This window comes from Pseudooceanicola nitratireducens (genome assembly GCF_900109195.1).
In the GTDB taxonomy this organism is placed as follows: Bacteria; Pseudomonadota; Alphaproteobacteria; order Rhodobacterales; family Rhodobacteraceae; genus Pseudooceanicola; species Pseudooceanicola nitratireducens.
On sequence record NZ_FNZG01000001.1, the window covers coordinates 284755 to 301960 of the forward strand.

A 17206-nucleotide genomic window follows, 5' to 3' on the forward strand; every position below is an offset into this window, starting at 1 on the left:
CCCGGCCGTCCTTAGTCTAGCGAGGGACTGTTGCCGGGTATCAGCGAAACAGGAAGTCGGTAGAGGTCGTAAAGCAGCCCGAGTCTGACAGGATTCGCGTGTCCTGCATAGGAAATTCGCAAGTCCCCTTTTGCCGTGTCGCATTTTCGCCGATCCTTTGGACCGTCGGCACCCGCAGGGGGGCTGCATCGGCAGTGGCATCCGGGCCGGACGCCGGGGCAGGGGAAGGCCGGGGCAGGGTCACAAGAACACCCGTTTCCCCGGCAAAACCGGCCCGGCCACCCAAGGGGCGGCCGGGCGAGATCTTAGCGCGTGAACTTCTTGTGCTTCAGGCGCTTGGGTTCCAGCGCATCGGGGCCAAGGCGACGTTTCTTGTCTTCCTCGTATTCCTCGAAGTTGCCTTCAAACCACTCCACATGCGCATCGCCTTCAAAGGCCAGGATGTGGGTACAGATCCGGTCGAGGAAGAACCGGTCGTGCGAGATCACCACCGCGCAGCCGGCGAATTCGGTCAGCGCGTCTTCGAGGGCACGCAGGGTTTCCACGTCCAGGTCGTTGGTCGGTTCGTCAAGCAGCAGCACGTTGCCGCCGGACTTCAGCAGCCGCGCCATGTGGACCCGGTTGCGTTCACCGCCCGACAGAAGGTTGACCTTCTTCTGCTGGTCGCCGCCCTTGAAGTTGAAGGACGAACAATAGGCCCGGCTGTTCACCTGCGCATCGCCCAGCTCGATGATCTCGGCCCCGCCGGTGATTGCCTCCCAGACGGTGTCGCCATCGCTCAGATCGTCGCGCGACTGGTCGACATAGGACAGCTGCACGGTATCGCCCAGTTCGATCTTGCCCTCGTCGGGCTGTTCCTGGCCGGTCAGCATCTTGAACAGCGTCGATTTACCCGCGCCGTTCGGGCCGATCACGCCGACGATGCCGCCCGGCGGCAGCGAGAAGGACAGATCCTCGATCAGCAGCTTGTCACCCATGGCCTTCTTGAGGTTCTCGACCTCGATCACCTTGCCGCCCAGGCGCTGGCCGGCGGGGATGACGATCTGGGCGCGGGTGATCTTCTCGCGCTCGGACTGGTTGGCCAGGTCGTTATAGGCCTGGATCCGCGCCTTGGATTTCGCCTGACGCGCCTTGGCCCCCTGCCGCATCCAGTCAAGTTCGCGCTGCAGGGTCTTCTGCTTGGCCTTGTCTTCCTTGGCCTCATGCTCCAGCCGCTTGGCCTTCTGTTCCAGCCACGAGGAATAATTGCCCTCGTAGGGGATGCCGCGGCCACGATCGAGTTCCAGGATCCATCCGGTGATGTCATCCAGGAAGTAGCGGTCGTGGGTGACGATCAGGATCGTGCCCTTGTAGTCGATCAGGTGCTGTTGCAGCCAGGCGATGGTTTCCGCGTCCAGGTGGTTGGTCGGTTCGTCAAGCAGCAGCATGTCGGGCTGTTCCAGCAGCAGCTTGCACAGCGCAACGCGGCGTTTCTCACCGCCCGACAGGGTGGTCACATCGGCATCATCGGGCGGGCAGCGCAGCGCCTCCATCGAGATGTCGATCTGCGCGTCCAGATCCCACAGGTTCTGGCTGTCGATCTCGTCCTGAAGCTTGGCCATCTCTTCCGCGGTCTCGTCGGAATAGTTCATCGCCAGTTCATTGTACTTGTCCAGGATCGCCTTCTTCTCGGCGACACCCAGCATCACGTTGCCGCGCACGTCCAGGCTCGGGTCCAGTTCCGGCTCCTGCGGGAGGTAGCCGACCTTGGCGCCTTCGGCATGCCAGGCCTCGCCCGAGAACTCTTTGTCCCAGCCGGCCATGATCTTCAGCAGGGTCGACTTACCCGCGCCGTTGACGCCGACGACGCCGATCTTCACGCCGGGCAGGAAGTTCAGGTTGATGTTTTCAAAGCACTTCTTGCCGCCCGGATAGGTCTTGGAGACGCCGGACATGTGGTAAACGTACTGATAGGCGGCCATGGTCTGCTCCGTCTGTGGGGTGTCTGTGGGATGTGCACTTCAATTCGGTCCCGCCCCCAATACCCAAAGGGCCGGGGCGTAGCAATCACCCGTGGCAGTGATGCGGCCGCATGGACCGGGGCAGGGGGCGGTTACGTTTCAGGGGAAACCCGGCCCGACAGCCCCCGACAGCCCGCCCCTGGGTCACAATCCCGATGATCGGCCCCGATGACCGCCCCCCACGATCGACCCCTGTCATTTCGAAAACCGGGAACCGCCGCGCCGAGGACCGCGTTGACAGCGAAACGAAAGGGATCCCCGCCTTGGTCGACGCTCCGCCCGCGCCCCAGCCTTCCGCCAAAGGGGCAGCCCCAGATGCGCCACCTTCCGCACAGGACGACCACCTCGCCCTGCTGCGCCGCATCCAGTATCTTCTGGGCGGTCTTCTGGTGCTGTTTGTCCTGTGGTCGATTTCTCTGGCCAAGGTCGTCATCCTGCCGATTGTCCTGGGGGTCCTGATTGCCCTGACCCTGTCGCCGCTGGTCCGCTGGCTGGCCAAGCGCGGAGTGCCGCGCGGAATTGCGGCGGTGCTGCTGATCGCGCTGATCGGCTTTACCTCGGCTTTCGGGCTTTACATGCTGAGCGGGCCCGCCAGTCGCCTGGTCGAAACGCTGCCCCAGGTCCAGGCCGAGGCCGAGACCAAGCTGGCCAGCGTCAAGGACAAACTGCGCCAGGTCCGCGAGGCCGAGGAGCAGGTGCAGGAAATGACCGAACCCGATCCGTCCCCCGCCGACGGCCCCGAGGACGTGACCCGCGTGCTGGTCGACGAACCCGGCATGATCGAGACCGCGCTTGCCTCTCTTGCCGGGACGGGCACGGCGCTGGTCATCGCGCTGATCCTGTCGATGTTCCTGCTGGCCTCGGGCGACATGTTCCAGACCAAGCTGGTGCGCGCTTTCCCGAAGCTGCGGGACAAGAAGCGCGCGCTGAAGATCAGCCACGATATCGAACGCCAGATCTCGCGCTATCTGGGGGCGATCACGGTGATCAACGCGGGCCTTGGCCTGGCCGTCGGGCTGACGCTGCACGGGCTGGGCATGCCCTATGCCTATGTCTGGGGCGTTGCCGCCTTTCTGCTGAACTACCTGCCCTACCTGGGGGCGATGATCGGCGTGGTGGCCGTGGCCGCCGTGTCGGTCGTGACCTACGACACCCTTGGCGCGATGCTTGTGCCGCCGGCGCTTTACCTGGTCCTGACCTCGATCGAGGGGCAGATGATCACCCCCGTCCTGGTCGGCCGCCACCTGAGCCTGAACGCGGCGGCGGTCTTTGTCGCGGTGATCTTCTGGGCCTGGCTCTGGGGTGCGGCTGGGGCGCTGATGGCCGTGCCCTTCCTGGTCTTCGTCAAGGTGGTCTGCGACAACGTCCCCGGCCTGGGCTTCATCGGGTTGTTCCTGGGCGGCGATGATCGGGCAACGTCCAGACGGCGAAGCTAGGGTCGGTCATGACCACCTGCGGCCCCTATCGGTAACCGCTTCTTTTCGGGCGAAAAGTCGGATAAGTCCCGGTCATGCGCAATGGATTGACCTGCGACTTACCCCCGGCCGCGCCGGGCCAAGTGATCGGATTGCTGGGCGGGTCCTTCGACCCGGCCCACGATGGTCATGCGCATATCACCCGTGAAGCCCTGCGCCGTTTTGGCCTGACCCACGCCTGGTGGCTGGTCAGCCCCGGCAACCCGCTGAAGGCGCGCCAGCCTGCGCCCGTGGCCGACCGTATCGCGCGGGCGCAGCAGGTCATGGACCACCCCCGCGTCACCATCACCGATATCGAGGCCCGGATCGGCACCCGCTATACCGCCGAGACGCTGGCGAAGCTGACGGCGCTTTATCCCCGGACGCGGTTCGTCTGGCTGATGGGCGCGGATAACCTGGCGCAGTTCGACCAGTGGCAGGACTGGCAATGGATCATGGAAAACGTGCCCGTCGGCATCCTGGCCCGCCCCGGCGATCGGATTTCGGCCCGGACGTCCAAGGCCGCGCGGCTTTACGCGCGCTACCGGCTGTCGGCCCGCGCTTCGATCCTGCTGGGCCGGTCGGATGCCCCCTGCTGGTGCTTCGTCAACGTGCCCATGCGCTCGGTCTCGTCGACGCTGCTGCGCCGCTCGGGCGGGTGGGGGGCTTCGGGCGGCCAGCAAGGGGCGGACCCGGTGCCGCAGGGCTGACCCCCGTTCACCCGATTGCGACCCGCCACAGCCCCAAGACCCCTTGAGCCCCGCGCCGCGCCCTGATTAACCTGTCGCCATGAAACCGCATTTCAGCCGGCGCAATTTCCTGTCCACCCTGGCCGCTGCCAGCCTCGCCCCCTCGGGCGTTCTGGCGCTGGCCCCCTCGACCTCTCTGCGGCCCCAGGCGCGGCCCGGATCGGCCAAGCCGCTGGCCCAGACCGCCGACCGCATCATCGACGATGCCGGGCTGAGTGGCGAGGTCTCATTCGCCGTCTTCGACCTGAACACCGGCCGCCCGCTTGAGGCCCGCAACCCGACCAAACCCATGCCCCCCGCCAGCGTCGCCAAGGCGCTGACCGCGCTATACGCGCTGGACGTGCTGGGCCTCGATCACCGCTTTGAAACCCGCGTGCTGGCAGCCGGAGACATCCGTGGCGGCACGCTGCACGGCGATCTGATCCTGGCCGGGGGCGGCGATCCGACCCTGCAGACCGACGACCTGGCCGCGCTGGCGGCAAAGGTGAAGGACACCGGGCTTCAGTCCGTCACCGGGCGCTTCCTGATCTGGGGCGGGGCGCTGCCCTTTGCCCCGGTGATCGACGATCTTCAGCCCGCCCATGTGGGGTACAACCCCGCGATCTCGGGGCTGGCGCTGAATTTCAACCGGGTGCATTTCGAATGGAAGCGGGCGAACGGCAAATGGGGCGTGACCATGGACGCCCGGTCCGAACGCTACCGCCCCGCCGTGGCCATGGCCCGGATGCGCATCGTCGACCGGGCCGCGCCGGTCTATACCTACGATGACATCGGCAGTCGCGACGACTGGACCGTGGCGCTTTCGGCCCTGGGCAAGGGCGGATCGCGCTGGCTGCCCGTCCGCAAGCCCGAGCTTTACGCCGGTGAGGTCTTCCAGACCATGATGAGCGCCCATGGCGTCGCCCTGAAGACCCCCGAGGTCACCGAGATCCTGCCCGCCGGCGTGACCCTGTCGCGACTGGAAAGCGCGCCGCTGACGGTGATCCTGAAGGACATGCTGAAGTATTCCACCAACATCACGGCCGAGATGGTGGGCATGTCGGCCTCGTCCCGGCGGCTGGGCCGCCCCGAGACGCTGGTGAATTCCGCCGCCGCCATGTCCGACTGGGCGCGCGAGGTGCTGGACCTGCGCGACACGCAGATGGTCGACCATTCCGGGCTTGGCGATGCCTCGCGCACCACCACGGGGGACCTGACCCGCGCCATGGCCAGCCCTCTGGGCCGCACGGCGCTGCGCCCGCTGCTCAAGGACATTCCGATCCGGGATGAGAAATATCGCCAGCTGCGCGATCACCCGCTGGAGGTGGTGGCCAAGACCGGCACTCTGAACTTTGTCTCGACGCTGTCGGGGTTTGCCCAGCAATCCGATGGCAGCGACCTGGCCTTTGCCATCCTGACCTCGGACCTGCCGCGCCGCGACGCGCTAAGCGAGGCCGAGCGTGAACGCCCCCCCGGCGGGCGGGCCTGGAATCGTCGGTCGAAACTGTTGCAGCAGGCCCTGCTTCAACGCTGGAGCCTGATCCACGCAAGCTGAGGCGCGCGCTACTGGCCGCGCGGCGCCTGACCTGTCGCGTCTGACCTGTCGCCCTTAGTACTGGGTCACCATCGGACCCGCCGCCGGGGCCGACAGCCGCACGGTGCGGTCATGGCTGGGGGCGGCATCGTGAAGGGTGCCCAGAATGGGCATGGCGACAAGAAATAGGACGCCCAAAGCAGCAAGAGAATAACGGTTCATGGTACTGATCCAAATACATGTAGAATGCATGGATCGTCTCACGCGGGCCGGGTTCGGTCAATTCACACGGGCGTGACGCGGCGGAAACGGCGGCTTTGCGCCCGTTTTGCCGCCCGATCCCGGCTCAAAAGCCGGGCATCGGGAAACCGTTTGGCCCGACAGGCCAGATTGTTCAGCACCGCAAGAACGCCGATCCGCCCCGGCCAAATCGGTCTTTGCGGTCCGGGGCGGGGGTGGTCAGCTTCGGGATCGACCGTTCAGATCGTCATATGCCGCGCCCGGGCCCCGCGTTCGATCGCGCCCGCATGCAGCCGGTCGATGTCCAGCTCATCCCGGATTTCTTCCAGCAGACGCAGCTCTCCGACGCGGATGGTGCCGTCGGCGGCCGCCACGTCACAGCACAGGGCATAGGCGGTTTCGTTCAGCTTTTCCGGCATGTTGTCCCGCACCAGCCCGAACAGCGCGTCCAGCCCGTCCTCTTCCGCGAACAGGTCATAGACCGTGTTGGCCAGCTGCGGCAGCCGGTCGATGTCGAAGGTCCCGAAGATCGGCAGGGTGTTCACCTGGTTCTCGATCTTGATCAGTTCCGAGGTGCGCACCGTCTGGTCCGAGACGGAAACGGCGATCATCAGCATCACAAGACAGTCTTGCGGGGACAGGGCGTGTTCGATGGTTTCGTTCATCTCGGGCTCCGATAAGTCGTGTTGCAGTGCAGAATATTGACCCTTCACCGCCGTAGCAATAGAGAGAGCCGACCGCCGGACGGACCCGGCGACAGATTAGGAGAGCACTATGAGCGATCTGCGCGACGCTGGCATGAATTCCAAGGCCTGGCCCTTCGAAGAAGCGCGCCGTCTGCTCAAACGCTACGAAAAGGCCCCGCCCGAGAAGGGGTTCGTCCTGTTCGAGACCGGCTATGGCCCCTCGGGCCTGCCGCATATCGGCACCTTCGGTGAGGTCCTGCGCACCACGATGATCCGCCGCGCCTTCGAGGTGATTTCGGACATCCCGACCCGGCTGATCTGTTTCTCGGACGACATGGACGGCATGCGCAAGGTGCCCGGCAACGTGCCCAACCAGGACCGCCTGCGCGAAGACCTGCAGCGCCCGCTGACCGCCGTCTACGACCCCTTCGAGACGCACGAAAGCTTTGGCCACCACAACAACGCCATGCTGCGCCGGTTCCTGGACACCTTCGGCTTCGACTACGAATTCTACTCGGCCACGGAATTTTACAAGTCCGGTCAATTCGATGCGGTGCTGAAGCGCGCGGTCGAAAAATACGACGACATCATGAAGGTGATGCTGAAATCGCTGCGCGACGAACGGGCACAGACCTATTCGATCTTCCTGCCGATCCACCCCGAAACCGGCCGCGTCCTCTATGTGCCGATGAAATCGGTGAACAAGGACGACTATACGATCACCTTCGACGATCCCGATGGTCGCGAATGGACCCTGCCGGTCACCGGCGGCCAGGTGAAGCTGCAGTGGAAGCCCGACTTCGGCGCCCGCTGGGCCGCGCTGGACGTCGATTTCGAGATGTACGGCAAGGACCATTCCACCAACACGCCGATCTACGACCGCATCTGCGAGATCCTTGGCGGCAAGAAGCCCGAGCATTTCACCTATGAGCTGTTCCTGGATGACAAGGGGCAGAAGATCTCGAAATCCTCCGGCAACGGGATCTCGATCGACGAATGGCTGACCTATGCCAGCACCGAATCGCTGTCTTATTTCATGTTCCAGAAGCCCAAGACCGCGAAGCGTCTGTTCTTTGACGTGATCCCGCGGGCGATGGACGAATACCACCAGCAGCTGCGCGCCTATCCCGGCCAGACGCCGGAACAACAGGTGGCGAACCCGGTCTTCCACATCCACAACGGCGATGTGCCGGCCTCGGACATGGTTGTGCCCTTCTCGATGCTGCTGAACCTGGCCTCCGTTGCCGGTGCGGAAGAGAAAGAGCAGCTTTGGGGCTTTATCCGCCGCTATGCGCCGGACGCCACGCCAGAGGCCAACCCCCAGCTGGACGCCGCCGCCGGTTACGCGGTGCGCTATTACAACGACTTCGTGAAGCCCGAGAAAGTCTATCGCGCGCCCACGGACGTGGAGCGCGAGGCGCTGTTGGAGTTGAAGAACAAATTAACTATTTTTCAATCTCATGAACTTCCAGTTGATGGTGATGCGCTGCAACAGATCATCTTTGACGTCGGACGCGACCGGTTCGACCCGATGCGCGACTGGTTCAAGGCGCTGTACGAGGTGCTTCTGGGCGCGTCCCAGGGCCCGCGGTTCGGCGGCTTCATCGCGCTTTATGGCGTGGCTGAAACCGTTGATCTGATTGAAAAAGGCCTGGCCGGAGAGCTGGGTTAAGCCATTGACGGCCCCCACGGGGGCCGTTGCCTTCGGCAAGAGTATTTCCGGCAAGATGAAACCGGATGCCCGCGGGCACCGTATCTCTTGGGTAGCCAAACGGAGGTGCCCGAGATGTCTGTTTCAATGCCTTTTTCGTTGCGCGGCCTGGCGATCTGTCTGGTCCTTGCCTTTTCCGCGCTGCCGGTGGCCGCGCAGGACAGCGGGCCGGGCGATGTGATCACTCGCCAGTTCGAGGCCTTCCGACAAGGCGACATGGAGGCGGCCTTTTCCCACGCCAGCCCCACGCTGAAACGGATTTTCGGCAGTTCCCAGACCTTCGGCACCATGGTGCGCCAGGGCTATCCCATGGTGCTGAACCCCGATCAGATGCGCATTCTTGATCTGCGGGAAGAGGGCGCGCGCCTGGTCCAGCGGGTCGAGGTGATCGACCGCAAGGGCGTTGTGCATCTTCTGGATTACGACATGGTCGAGACCGAAATGGGCTGGAAGATCAACGGCGTCCGTTTCGTGCAGGCGCCGCCTGTTGCGGCCTGAGGGGGCGGCGCGCGCGGTTCTGGAAGGTTTGATTAACCCTGTCTGAGTACCCCTTTCCGAAACGCCCCAGGTGGGGCCGGGACAAGGGGAATTGCGATGAACAAGGCGGTCACGGACGGCATCACCTTCATGCCCACGGGGTTCGCGGCGGGGCTGGACGTCTGGTCCAGTGGTGACGGCACGGCCGGATCTGACAGCTACGACGGATCGCCGGATGCTGCCTTTGTGCCGGCGGATCAGGATTTCGCGGGATGCCTGGAAATTCTGAAAACACAGACGGTTCAGAAATTACGCTACATGGGGCGGACGCCGATCCTGCCTGGGTGCTATCTGCGGGTGACGATCCGGATCAAGGCTGTGGCCGGTGCCTTGCCCAATGTGCGGATCGCAGGCTGGGCCGGGACAGGCAATGACACCCATGTGCCGGGCCTGGTCGAGGTGGGGCCAGAGGTTACGCTGACGTCTTATGGCGAGGTTGTTGAACTGTCCGCCATCGTCGGATCCGGCAACCGGGGCGGCGTCGACATGGTCTGGGGGCAGGGGCCCGAGTATGGCTATTTCGGCCTGGACCTTACGGGTCCGAACGGCGGCACCGTGCGCATCGACGACGTGGTGATCGAAGATGCGACGAACGTCTTCCTGCGCGACATGATGGCATGGGTCGACGTGCGCGATTATGGGGCCGTAGGCGATGGCGTCACCGACGACCTGGCCGCCTTTGAGGCGGCCGATGACGCGGCCGCCGGGCGCATGGTCATGGTCCCCGCGGGTAGCTATTTTCTGGGCGACAGCCTGTCGATGGACAGCCGCGTGACCTTTGAAGGCACGCTGGTTATGGCGACGGACAAGGTGCTGTCGCTGCGAAAGAATTTCGATCTTCCCGGCTATATCGACGCCTTCGGAGACGAGGAGCTGGCCTTTCGCAAGGCGTTTCAGGCGCTGCTGAACAACACCGACCACGAAAGCCTGGATCTGGGCGGGCGGCGCATTGGCGTGACCGCCCCGATCGACATGCAGGCGGCGGTGCCGAACAAGGACAGCTATGCCACCCGGCGGCTGATCCGCAACGGCCAGTTCGAATGCGTCGCGGGACCGGCCTGGGATACGGTGACGGTGACGTCTCAGGCCAGCTATTCGGCCAGCGATCCGCTGAAGCTGACGGCGGTGCAGAACGCCGCGAACGTGCCCGTCGGAAGCCTTGTGACCGCCAACGGGGTGGGGCGCGAGGTCTATGTGAAAGAGGTCAATATCGGCGCGCAGGAGATCACGCTGTCCAAGCCGCTGTATGATGCCGAGGGCACGCAGACATACACGTTTCAGAGATTTCAGTATTTACTTGACTTTTCGGGATTCTCGAAACTCGACAAGTTCGAGATGTCGGATATCGAGTTTCAGTGCTGGGGCGATTGCTCGGCCATCCTGCTTGCGCCCTCGGGGTCCGTCTTCCGGCTGCGCGATTGTTTCATCACCCGTCCGAAGGATCGCGGCGTGACCTCGCACGGGGCGGGGTGCCAGGGCATGATGATCGACCGGTGTCAGTTCCTCTCGGACGAGAGCGCGAAGCTGGGCCAGGACCGCGTGTCGATCGGCTTCAACGCCAACGCCAACGACGTGAAGATCCGCGACAACCGCGCCATGCACCTGCGCCATTTCTGCGTGATCGGCGGGGCGAACACGATCTTCACCGGCAACCATTTCTTCCAGGGCGACAGCGCTGAAAACGCGATCCGGACGGCGGGCATCGTGGTGACCGAGATTTCGGCCCGGATGACCTTTGTCGGGAATTACGTCGACAATTGTCACATCGAATGGGCCAACGAACACGATCAGGCCCCGGATTTTGCGTCCGAGCTTAGCTTTTCGGCAATGAATATCAGCGACAATGTCTTCCTGGCCAGCTACGTCGCCCCCTGGTTCACCTTCCTGACGGTGCGCCCGCATGGGGCGGGGCATTTCATCAACGGGTTGTCGGTGACCGGCAACCTATTCCGTGCCGTGGGCGGGAATATCGACCGGGTCGAACAGATCGACACCAGTCTCGCCGGCATGGACATGAGCCGGATGAAGAACATCGCCTTCCGCGACAATGCCTTCAACCTGGTGAACACGGGGACAAGCAATCCGCTGGTGCTGGAGCATAACGAAAACACCCCCGCCCTGGTGTGGAGCGTCGATTGCGCGCCCAAGCTGCCCTTTGGCGGCTGGGCGCAGACGGTGGAATCGCTGATGCCGAAGAACGCGATCACCAATGGGTCGAACGTCCGGCAGTTCTATTTGCCCTATGTCACGACCGAACAGGGCGCGAACAAGGATCAGATCGACCTAAGGTGGGAATCCGAGGTCAAGGGAACCGTCGTCATGCGGGTCCGGATGGACAATCCGCTGTAACCGCGCTCCCCGTGATCACAAAGCTTCGGGCGGCTTCAGGTCCGCGGGAGTCAGGTGAAAGGCGCGGCCGAAACCGCCGTTCAGGAAGGCGCGTGTGACGTGAAAACGGACCAGGTAGAAATCGCCAAAGTCGATGAAAAGCTTCGATTTCGGCTTTTTCAGAAGATAGTGGTCGCGCAGGGCCGGGAACTCTGGGGCGTCGCGATGGATTTCCTCTGCCCGGGCCTGAAGCGTCAGGCGCGGGTGCGTCAGGGCATCGCCCTTTGCCCCGGGGACTCCGACCAGAAGCGACACCATCGAAGACGCCGCCATCGCCTTGGAATGTGCCGAAAGCGATGAGACAAGCGTTAACGGCCGGCCCTCAGGGTCGCAGGTTAGCGCGATCCGCGTCACCATTGGTGCGCCGCTTTCGGGTTCCAACACGCCAAGTGTGCAATGGTCTGCATCGTCGAGGAGGGCGCGCGCCAGGGAACGCGCTTCGTCATCGGTTGGTCGGATCGGATCGGTCATGCGCGCCTTTTATCCCGTCCGGACCGTGGCTTCCATCCCGACAGCAAATCGCCCGCCGGGAGAGAGCCAGCGGGCGATCGCGGAGGGCGAGCCTGATCACAAGGGTCAGGCCGCGTTTGGCAAAACCTCGCTCGGTCGGGCCGACAGTCGATACCCTTGGGAAAAGGACGTGCTGATCAGATCTTCGGTCGCACCAGCTGCGGCCAGCTTGGCGCGGATCCGGCAAATATAGACATCAATGATCTTGGCATCGGGTTCGTCCTGCCAAGCATAAAGCTGCAGCATGATTTCGTCGCGCGTGATCAGCGCCCCGCGGCGCAGAGCCATGGTTTCGATCAACTCGTATTCCAGACGTGTCAGCCGGATCGGCATGTCGCCCAAGTGCACGGACTGAGCCGCAAGATCGATCTGCAGATCGCCGATGCGCAGCACAGGGGACCCGAAGCCCGCTGCCCGCCGAACGAAGGACTGAAGCCGGGCCGACATTTCCGGCATTGTGATATCGGCATCAAAGACATCGTCCGCCCCGGCCGCCAGCATCGCGATGCGATCGACATCGCGGCGGGTATGCACGCAGATCGGAGTCCTTCCCTTCAGGCTGCGCAATTGCCGCAGGATGACCCTTGCGTCGGCCTGCGGCAGATCCGGGTCGATCAGGATCCCGTCCTGTTCGCCAGTCTGCGCGAATTCCAACAACTCGGACACGTCGCCGGCCTCGGTCACGAAGAAACCGGCGTCCCGCAGGGATTTGGCGACGATCGCCATGTGCCAGGTCATGTCGGTCAGAAGAATTCGCATCGGTCAGGCCTTTCATCTGGGACGAAGGGGCCTGTTGCCGCGACAGAGCGGGAGCAAGCGGCCCACACCGTCGGTTGTGCTGAGAAGTTTTCTGGCGACTGTTCTGCCGCCGATGCCATCTGTATATCGGTCCTTGGCTGGGGTGTGACCTATCCGAAAGTCGATATGGCCGGTGTTTCAGTATCTATAGTTAATGCCTCGCCTTCCCGTGGGTGTGTCGCGCCTTTTTGCATCCAGGCATGAAAGAGGTTTCGAAATGATGAACTTAGGTCAGATTTTTTTCTGCCCGCGTTCACGGTTTGGAAAGAATCCGGGGGCTAATCTGCACGCACAAAGGCCGCCAGAAGGACCCCGAACCAGACCGAAAAATCACTCGCAAGCGATACCATCGCCGTCGCGCTCCAGTTTGTAGATGTCGCGCCCCACGACACGAACCGGCCCGCGCACATAGGCTGGCCCATTCCCCGAGCCTCCGGCGCAGTCCACGTCAGACGCGATCGGGACACAAGCCCCGGCATAGTTCGGGTCACACGCCTGCGCCGTCTGAACGTTTCAGCCCGCCGATTGGGCAAGGCCTGCCGTCGGCAAGGAAGTGAGAGCAATGGCAAATGGCACCGCTGCCGTGGCAAATACGCCGCAAGAAAGGAGTTTCAAAAGTGATCCAATATCAAATGTTAACCAAGGCTGACATCAGATTGGATCAGGCCGGGATCAACCGAAGAAAGCGCGAGTAGCGGAAACAACGGGTTTCCGCCCAATATGTTAACGCCGCTTGCGCCGCTGCACGTTGCCCCCGCGCTGTCCGGGCCGCCCGGCTGTTGATCGGCCGCGAGATTTCACCGCCTCGTCCGAGGCGCGTTCGACCGCCTGTTGCCGCGCCATGGGATCATCCGCCACGGCCAGATCGACCGCCTCCAGCCGCTTGACCTCGTCCCGCAGTCTCGCGGCCTCTTCGAACTCGAGGTTTTCGGCAGCCTTGCGCATGTCTTCCCGGAGACCATCCAGGTGCGCTTGCAGGTTTGCCCCCGCCATGGGCTTGTCGACCTGAGCAGTCACGCGGTTCATGTCGACGTCGCCCTTGTACAGCCCGGCGAGGATGTCATCGACGTTCTTCTTCACGGTGGCCGGCGTAATGCCGTGTTCTTCGTTATAGGCGATCTGCTTCTCACGCCGGCGCTCTGTCTCGGCCAGCGCGCGCTCCATCGACCCAGTGATGGAATCCGCATACATGATGACCCGGCCGTCGGCATTCCGCGCTGCCCGGCCGATGGTCTGGATCAGTGAAGTCTCGGACCGCAGGAACCCTTCCTTGTCCGCATCCAGGATCGCCACCAACCCGCATTCGGGAATATCCAGCCCCTCGCGCAGCAGGTTGATCCCGATCAGCACGTCGAAGGCTCCAAGCCGCAGATCCCGAAGGATTTCAATGCGTTCGATCGTATCGATGTCCGAATGCATGTAACGGACCTTGATCCCCTGCTCATGCAGATATTCCGTCAGATCCTCGGCCATCCGCTTGGTCAGCGTGGTGACCAGCGTCCGGTATCCATCCGCCGTAACGCGCCGGATCTCATCCAGCAGATCGTCGACCTGCATCTTCACCGGCCGGATCTCGACCTGCGGATCCAGAAGGCCGGTCGGGCGGATGACCTGTTCGGTAAAGACGCCGCCGGTCTGCTCCATCTCCCAATTGCCGGGGGTGGCCGAGACATAGATCGACTGCGGACGCATCGCGTCCCATTCCTCGAACTTCAGCGGGCGGTTGTCCATGCAGGACGGCAGGCGGAACCCATGTTCGGCCAGGGTGAACTTGCGCCGATAGTCGCCCCGGTACATGCCGCCGATCTGGGGAATGGACACATGGGATTCATCAGCAAAAACAATGGCATTGTCGGGGATGAACTCGAACAGCGTCGGCGGAGGCTCCCCCGGTGCGCGCCCGGTCAGATAGCGCGAATAATTCTCGATCCCGTTGCAGACGCCAGTGGCCTCCAGCATCTCGATGTCGAAATTCGTCCGCTGCTCCAGTCGCTGCGCCTCCAGCAGCTTGCCCTCGTTCACCAGCTGGGCCAGCCGTTCCTTCAGCTCTTTCTTGATGGACACAACCGCCTGCTGCATCGTCGGCTTTGGCGTCACGTAATGCGAATTCGCATAGACCCGGATCTGGTCGAAACTGTCCGTTTTTGACCCCGTCAGCGGATCGAATTCCTGAATGCCTTCCAGCTCTTCGCCAAAGAAGGACAGCCGCCAGGCCCGATCCTCAAGGTGCGCCGGCCAGATCTCAAGACTGTCGCCCCGCACCCGGAAAGACCCACGCTGGAACCCCGCATCGTTGCGCCGGTACTGCTGCGCCACCAGATCGGCAATCACCTGCCGCTGGTCATACATCCCCCCGGCCTTCAGATCCTGGGTCATCGCGCCATAGGTCTCGACCGAGCCGATACCGTAGATGCAGGACACCGACGCGACGATCACCACATCGTCCCGTTCCAACAGCGCCCGGGTGGCCGAGTGGCGCATCCGGTCGATCTGTTCGTTGATCTGGCTTTCCTTCTCGATATAGGTGTCCGACCGCGGCACATAGGCCTCGGGCTGATAGTAATCGTAGTAGCTTACGAAATACTCAACCGCGTTCTCGGGGAAGAACCCCTTGAATTCGCCATACAATTGCGCGGCCAGCGTCTTGTTCGGGGCCAGGATGATCGCCGGGCGCTGAGTCTCTTCGATGATCTTGGCCATGGTGAATGTCTTGCCAGTCCCGGTCGCGCCCAGCAGCACCTGGTCCCGCTCTCCTTCGCGCACGCCGCCCGACAGTTCGGCGATGGCGGTCGGCTGGTCGCCCGCAGGCTCGAACCCGGTGTGCATGACAAGCCGCTTGCCCCCTTCAAGCTTGGGGCGCGCGCGCACCTCTTCAAGCGTCTCTGGCATGGCGGTCGTGGTGGTCATGGGCGATTCTCCGGCTGTGCGTCAGATTTGTCCCCAAATCCCCGCCTTTCAACCCCGCATCCCCCGGGCGTCCTGACAGGATCTGTCAGCAGGATGCATAAAATGCACATTATTCAGCGCCACAACCCCGCCTTTTCGCAAATCGCGAAGAAGGCGCATCTCCAATGTATCAAAGGAAAACCCCGCAAACGCCTGATCCATCACCACTTTCGCAGGCTTGCCCCGCGCACCGACCCATGGGACGCTTTCCCCGACGCCATGGATCCCCGGCCAGGGTGCAGCCGCATCCTACCCTTACCCTTCGCTCCTGCGGTTTCGCTGGTCCGGCCTGCCATGGCGTCAGCCTGCCGCACCGGCTTTGCTCTTGCCCGGATGGGCCCCATATTCCATAAGCAAAGCGAACCATCCCGGAGTAGGCCATGTCCGCACGTATCTACCGCCCCGCCCGCAACGCCATGCAGTCCGGCACGGCCAAGACGCGTGACTGGGTGTTGGAACATGTCTCGGACACGGCGCGTGACATCGATCCGCTGATGGGCTGGACCTCGAATGAGGACACCCAGGCCCAGGTCCGCCTGCGCTTCCCCACGAAAGAAGCCGCGCTCGCCTACGCCAAGGATAAAGGCATCGACGCCGTCGTGGTCGAACCGCACAGCCGCAAGGCCAACGTCCGCCCCGGCGGCTACGGCGACAACTTCGCGACCAACCGCCGCCAGGTCTGGACCCACTGACCCCATCCTCTTGCCGGAAATATCCCGGGGGTGCGGGGGCTGGCCCCCGCTGGTCCGGCGCTTGCCAAAGCGGCGGAAATACCCGAAAAGCGCTGCAGCGGTCCCTTAGCTCAACTGGATAGAGCAGCTGACTTCTAATCAGCAGGTTGAGGGTTCGAGTCCTTCAGGGATCGCCATTTTCAAGCCCATGAAATGTGCGGGAAATCCGCCCGACCCCCCCCTGTGGAACCTCGCCCGCGGCGACCGCCCGTGCGATACTCCTCCCCTCACCGGAGGAGCCCTTATATGACCGAAACACACCACCTCGACCCGATCGCCCAGCTTGTCGCCAGGGAAGCGATCCGCGATTGCCTCTATCGCTATGCCCGGGGCATCGACCGCGCGGATGAAGCGGCGCTGATGTCGTCCTACTGGCCCGAGGCCCATGACAGCCACGGCGCGACCTCTGGCCCGATTGTCGACTTCTACGACCGTGTCCGCGCCGCCTGGGCCAGGGGCGCGCGCAATGTGCACCAGATCAGCAACATCCTGATCGATTTCCGCTCGGGGACCGAGGCCGCCGCGGAAAGCTATTTCCACGCGCTCCAACGTGGGGCCGGGCCGGACGGGGTGGTGCGCCAGGTGCAGATGGCGGGACGCTACTGTGACCTGTTCGAATGCCGGGGCGGGGAATGGCGGGTGATCGACCGCACAGTTGTCTACGACTGGGTGGACCATCAGCCCGTGCCACAGGACAGCGAAGCAGACCGCTTTGGCCCCCGCACCCCGATTGGAGGATCCTTCCCCGACGATCCCGTCTATCGCATCGGCCGCCACGGGGGGTAACGGCCCTTCGTGCCGGGGCAGGGGCAGACCGGCCATGGGGGGCGAAAGTCGTCCCAGCACAGGGCGATATGTGTCGGGCGAGGGCAAATTTGGCGTACCGAACCCATAACGCGCTGTTGCCAGCCCAGGCGCGCACCCCAACAATGCGCACAAAAAA

Annotated in this window: 14 protein-coding genes and 1 tRNA gene; 9 read left to right on the forward strand and 6 right to left on the reverse strand. The window is 63.4% G+C overall.

Going from position 1 to position 17206, the window contains the following annotated elements; all coding sequences use genetic code 11:
* Nucleotides 1–305 precede the first annotated feature (305 nt).
* Complete coding sequence (ettA, locus tag BMX99_RS01380) at nt 306–1961, reverse strand: energy-dependent translational throttle protein EttA (protein WP_093446203.1); 1656 nt, start codon at nt 1959–1961, stop codon at nt 306–308.
* A 302-nt stretch (nt 1962–2263) separates the two neighbouring features.
* Here ettA and BMX99_RS01385 point away from each other — a divergent pair, with 302 nt between their 5' ends.
* The 3 genes from BMX99_RS01385 (at nt 2264) to dacB (ending at nt 5737) form a co-directional block, all read left to right on the forward strand.
* On the forward strand, nt 2264–3436 hold the full coding sequence (locus tag BMX99_RS01385; protein ID WP_244525617.1) for an AI-2E family transporter: 1173 nt from the start codon (nt 2264–2266) through the stop codon (nt 3434–3436).
* A gap of 74 nt (nt 3437–3510) precedes the next feature.
* Nucleotides 3511–4164, forward strand: a complete 654-nt coding sequence (locus BMX99_RS01390; protein ID WP_170848804.1) for a nicotinate-nucleotide adenylyltransferase — start codon at nt 3511–3513, stop codon at nt 4162–4164.
* A gap of 79 nt (nt 4165–4243) precedes the next feature.
* Complete coding sequence (gene dacB, locus BMX99_RS01395; RefSeq protein WP_093446209.1) at nt 4244–5737, forward strand: D-alanyl-D-alanine carboxypeptidase/D-alanyl-D-alanine endopeptidase; 1494 nt, start codon at nt 4244–4246, stop codon at nt 5735–5737.
* A 54-nt stretch (nt 5738–5791) separates the two neighbouring features.
* On the opposite strand, the gene BMX99_RS19605 is transcribed toward dacB, so the two are convergent.
* Together BMX99_RS19605 and BMX99_RS01400 are read right to left on the reverse strand one after the other, a co-directional pair.
* Complete coding sequence (locus tag BMX99_RS19605; protein WP_170848803.1) at nt 5792–5938, reverse strand: hypothetical protein; 147 nt, start codon at nt 5936–5938, stop codon at nt 5792–5794.
* 257 nt (nt 5939–6195) lie between these two features.
* Nucleotides 6196–6621 carry a tellurite resistance TerB family protein gene (locus BMX99_RS01400; RefSeq protein ID WP_093446212.1) on the reverse strand — a complete coding sequence of 142 codons (426 nt, stop codon included), beginning with the start codon at nt 6619–6621 and terminating at the stop codon, nt 6196–6198.
* A 109-nt stretch (nt 6622–6730) separates the two neighbouring features.
* On the opposite strand from BMX99_RS01400, the gene BMX99_RS01405 reads away from it, so the two are divergent.
* The 3 genes from BMX99_RS01405 (at nt 6731) to BMX99_RS01415 (ending at nt 11239) form a co-directional block, all read left to right on the forward strand.
* The gene (locus BMX99_RS01405) at nt 6731–8314 is read left to right on the forward strand and encodes a lysine--tRNA ligase (protein WP_093446215.1); all 1584 of its coding nucleotides are present in this window, start codon (nt 6731–6733) and stop codon (nt 8312–8314) included.
* Between the two features lie 126 nt (nt 8315–8440).
* The gene (locus BMX99_RS01410; RefSeq protein ID WP_093446218.1) at nt 8441–8851 is read left to right on the forward strand and encodes a DUF4864 domain-containing protein; all 411 of its coding nucleotides are present in this window, start codon (nt 8441–8443) and stop codon (nt 8849–8851) included.
* Nucleotides 8852–8947: 96 nt separating this feature from the next.
* Nucleotides 8948–11239: a glycosyl hydrolase family 28-related protein gene (locus tag BMX99_RS01415; protein ID WP_093446220.1), complete on the forward strand. Its 2292-nt coding sequence runs from the start codon at nt 8948–8950 to the stop codon at nt 11237–11239.
* Between the two features lie 15 nt (nt 11240–11254).
* Here the strand turns inward: BMX99_RS01415 and BMX99_RS01420 are convergent, their stop codons facing one another.
* The 3 genes from BMX99_RS01420 to uvrB all read right to left on the reverse strand — a co-directional run bounded on the left by BMX99_RS01420 (nt 11255) and on the right by uvrB (nt 15493).
* Complete coding sequence (locus BMX99_RS01420; protein ID WP_093446223.1) at nt 11255–11749, reverse strand: HugZ family pyridoxamine 5'-phosphate oxidase; 495 nt, start codon at nt 11747–11749, stop codon at nt 11255–11257.
* Nucleotides 11750–11854: 105 nt separating this feature from the next.
* On the reverse strand, nt 11855–12547 hold the full coding sequence (locus tag BMX99_RS01425; RefSeq protein WP_093446226.1) for a response regulator transcription factor: 693 nt from the start codon (nt 12545–12547) through the stop codon (nt 11855–11857).
* 762 nt (nt 12548–13309) lie between these two features.
* Nucleotides 13310–15493 (reverse strand): excinuclease ABC subunit UvrB, encoded by a 2184-nt coding sequence (gene uvrB / locus BMX99_RS01435; RefSeq protein WP_093446228.1) that lies wholly within the window; start codon nt 15491–15493, stop codon nt 13310–13312.
* A gap of 419 nt (nt 15494–15912) precedes the next feature.
* Here uvrB and BMX99_RS01440 point away from each other — a divergent pair, with 419 nt between their 5' ends.
* The 3 genes from BMX99_RS01440 (at nt 15913) to BMX99_RS01450 (ending at nt 17049) form a co-directional block, all read left to right on the forward strand.
* A complete protein-coding gene (locus tag BMX99_RS01440; protein WP_093446230.1) occupies nt 15913–16224 on the forward strand; it encodes an ETC complex I subunit in 312 nt (103 codons plus the stop codon).
* A 99-nt stretch (nt 16225–16323) separates the two neighbouring features.
* Nucleotides 16324–16400, forward strand: a tRNA-Arg gene (locus BMX99_RS01445).
* A gap of 109 nt (nt 16401–16509) precedes the next feature.
* Nucleotides 16510–17049 carry a nuclear transport factor 2 family protein gene (locus BMX99_RS01450; RefSeq protein WP_093446232.1) on the forward strand — a complete coding sequence of 180 codons (540 nt, stop codon included), beginning with the start codon at nt 16510–16512 and terminating at the stop codon, nt 17047–17049.
* Nucleotides 17050–17206 lie beyond the last annotated feature (157 nt).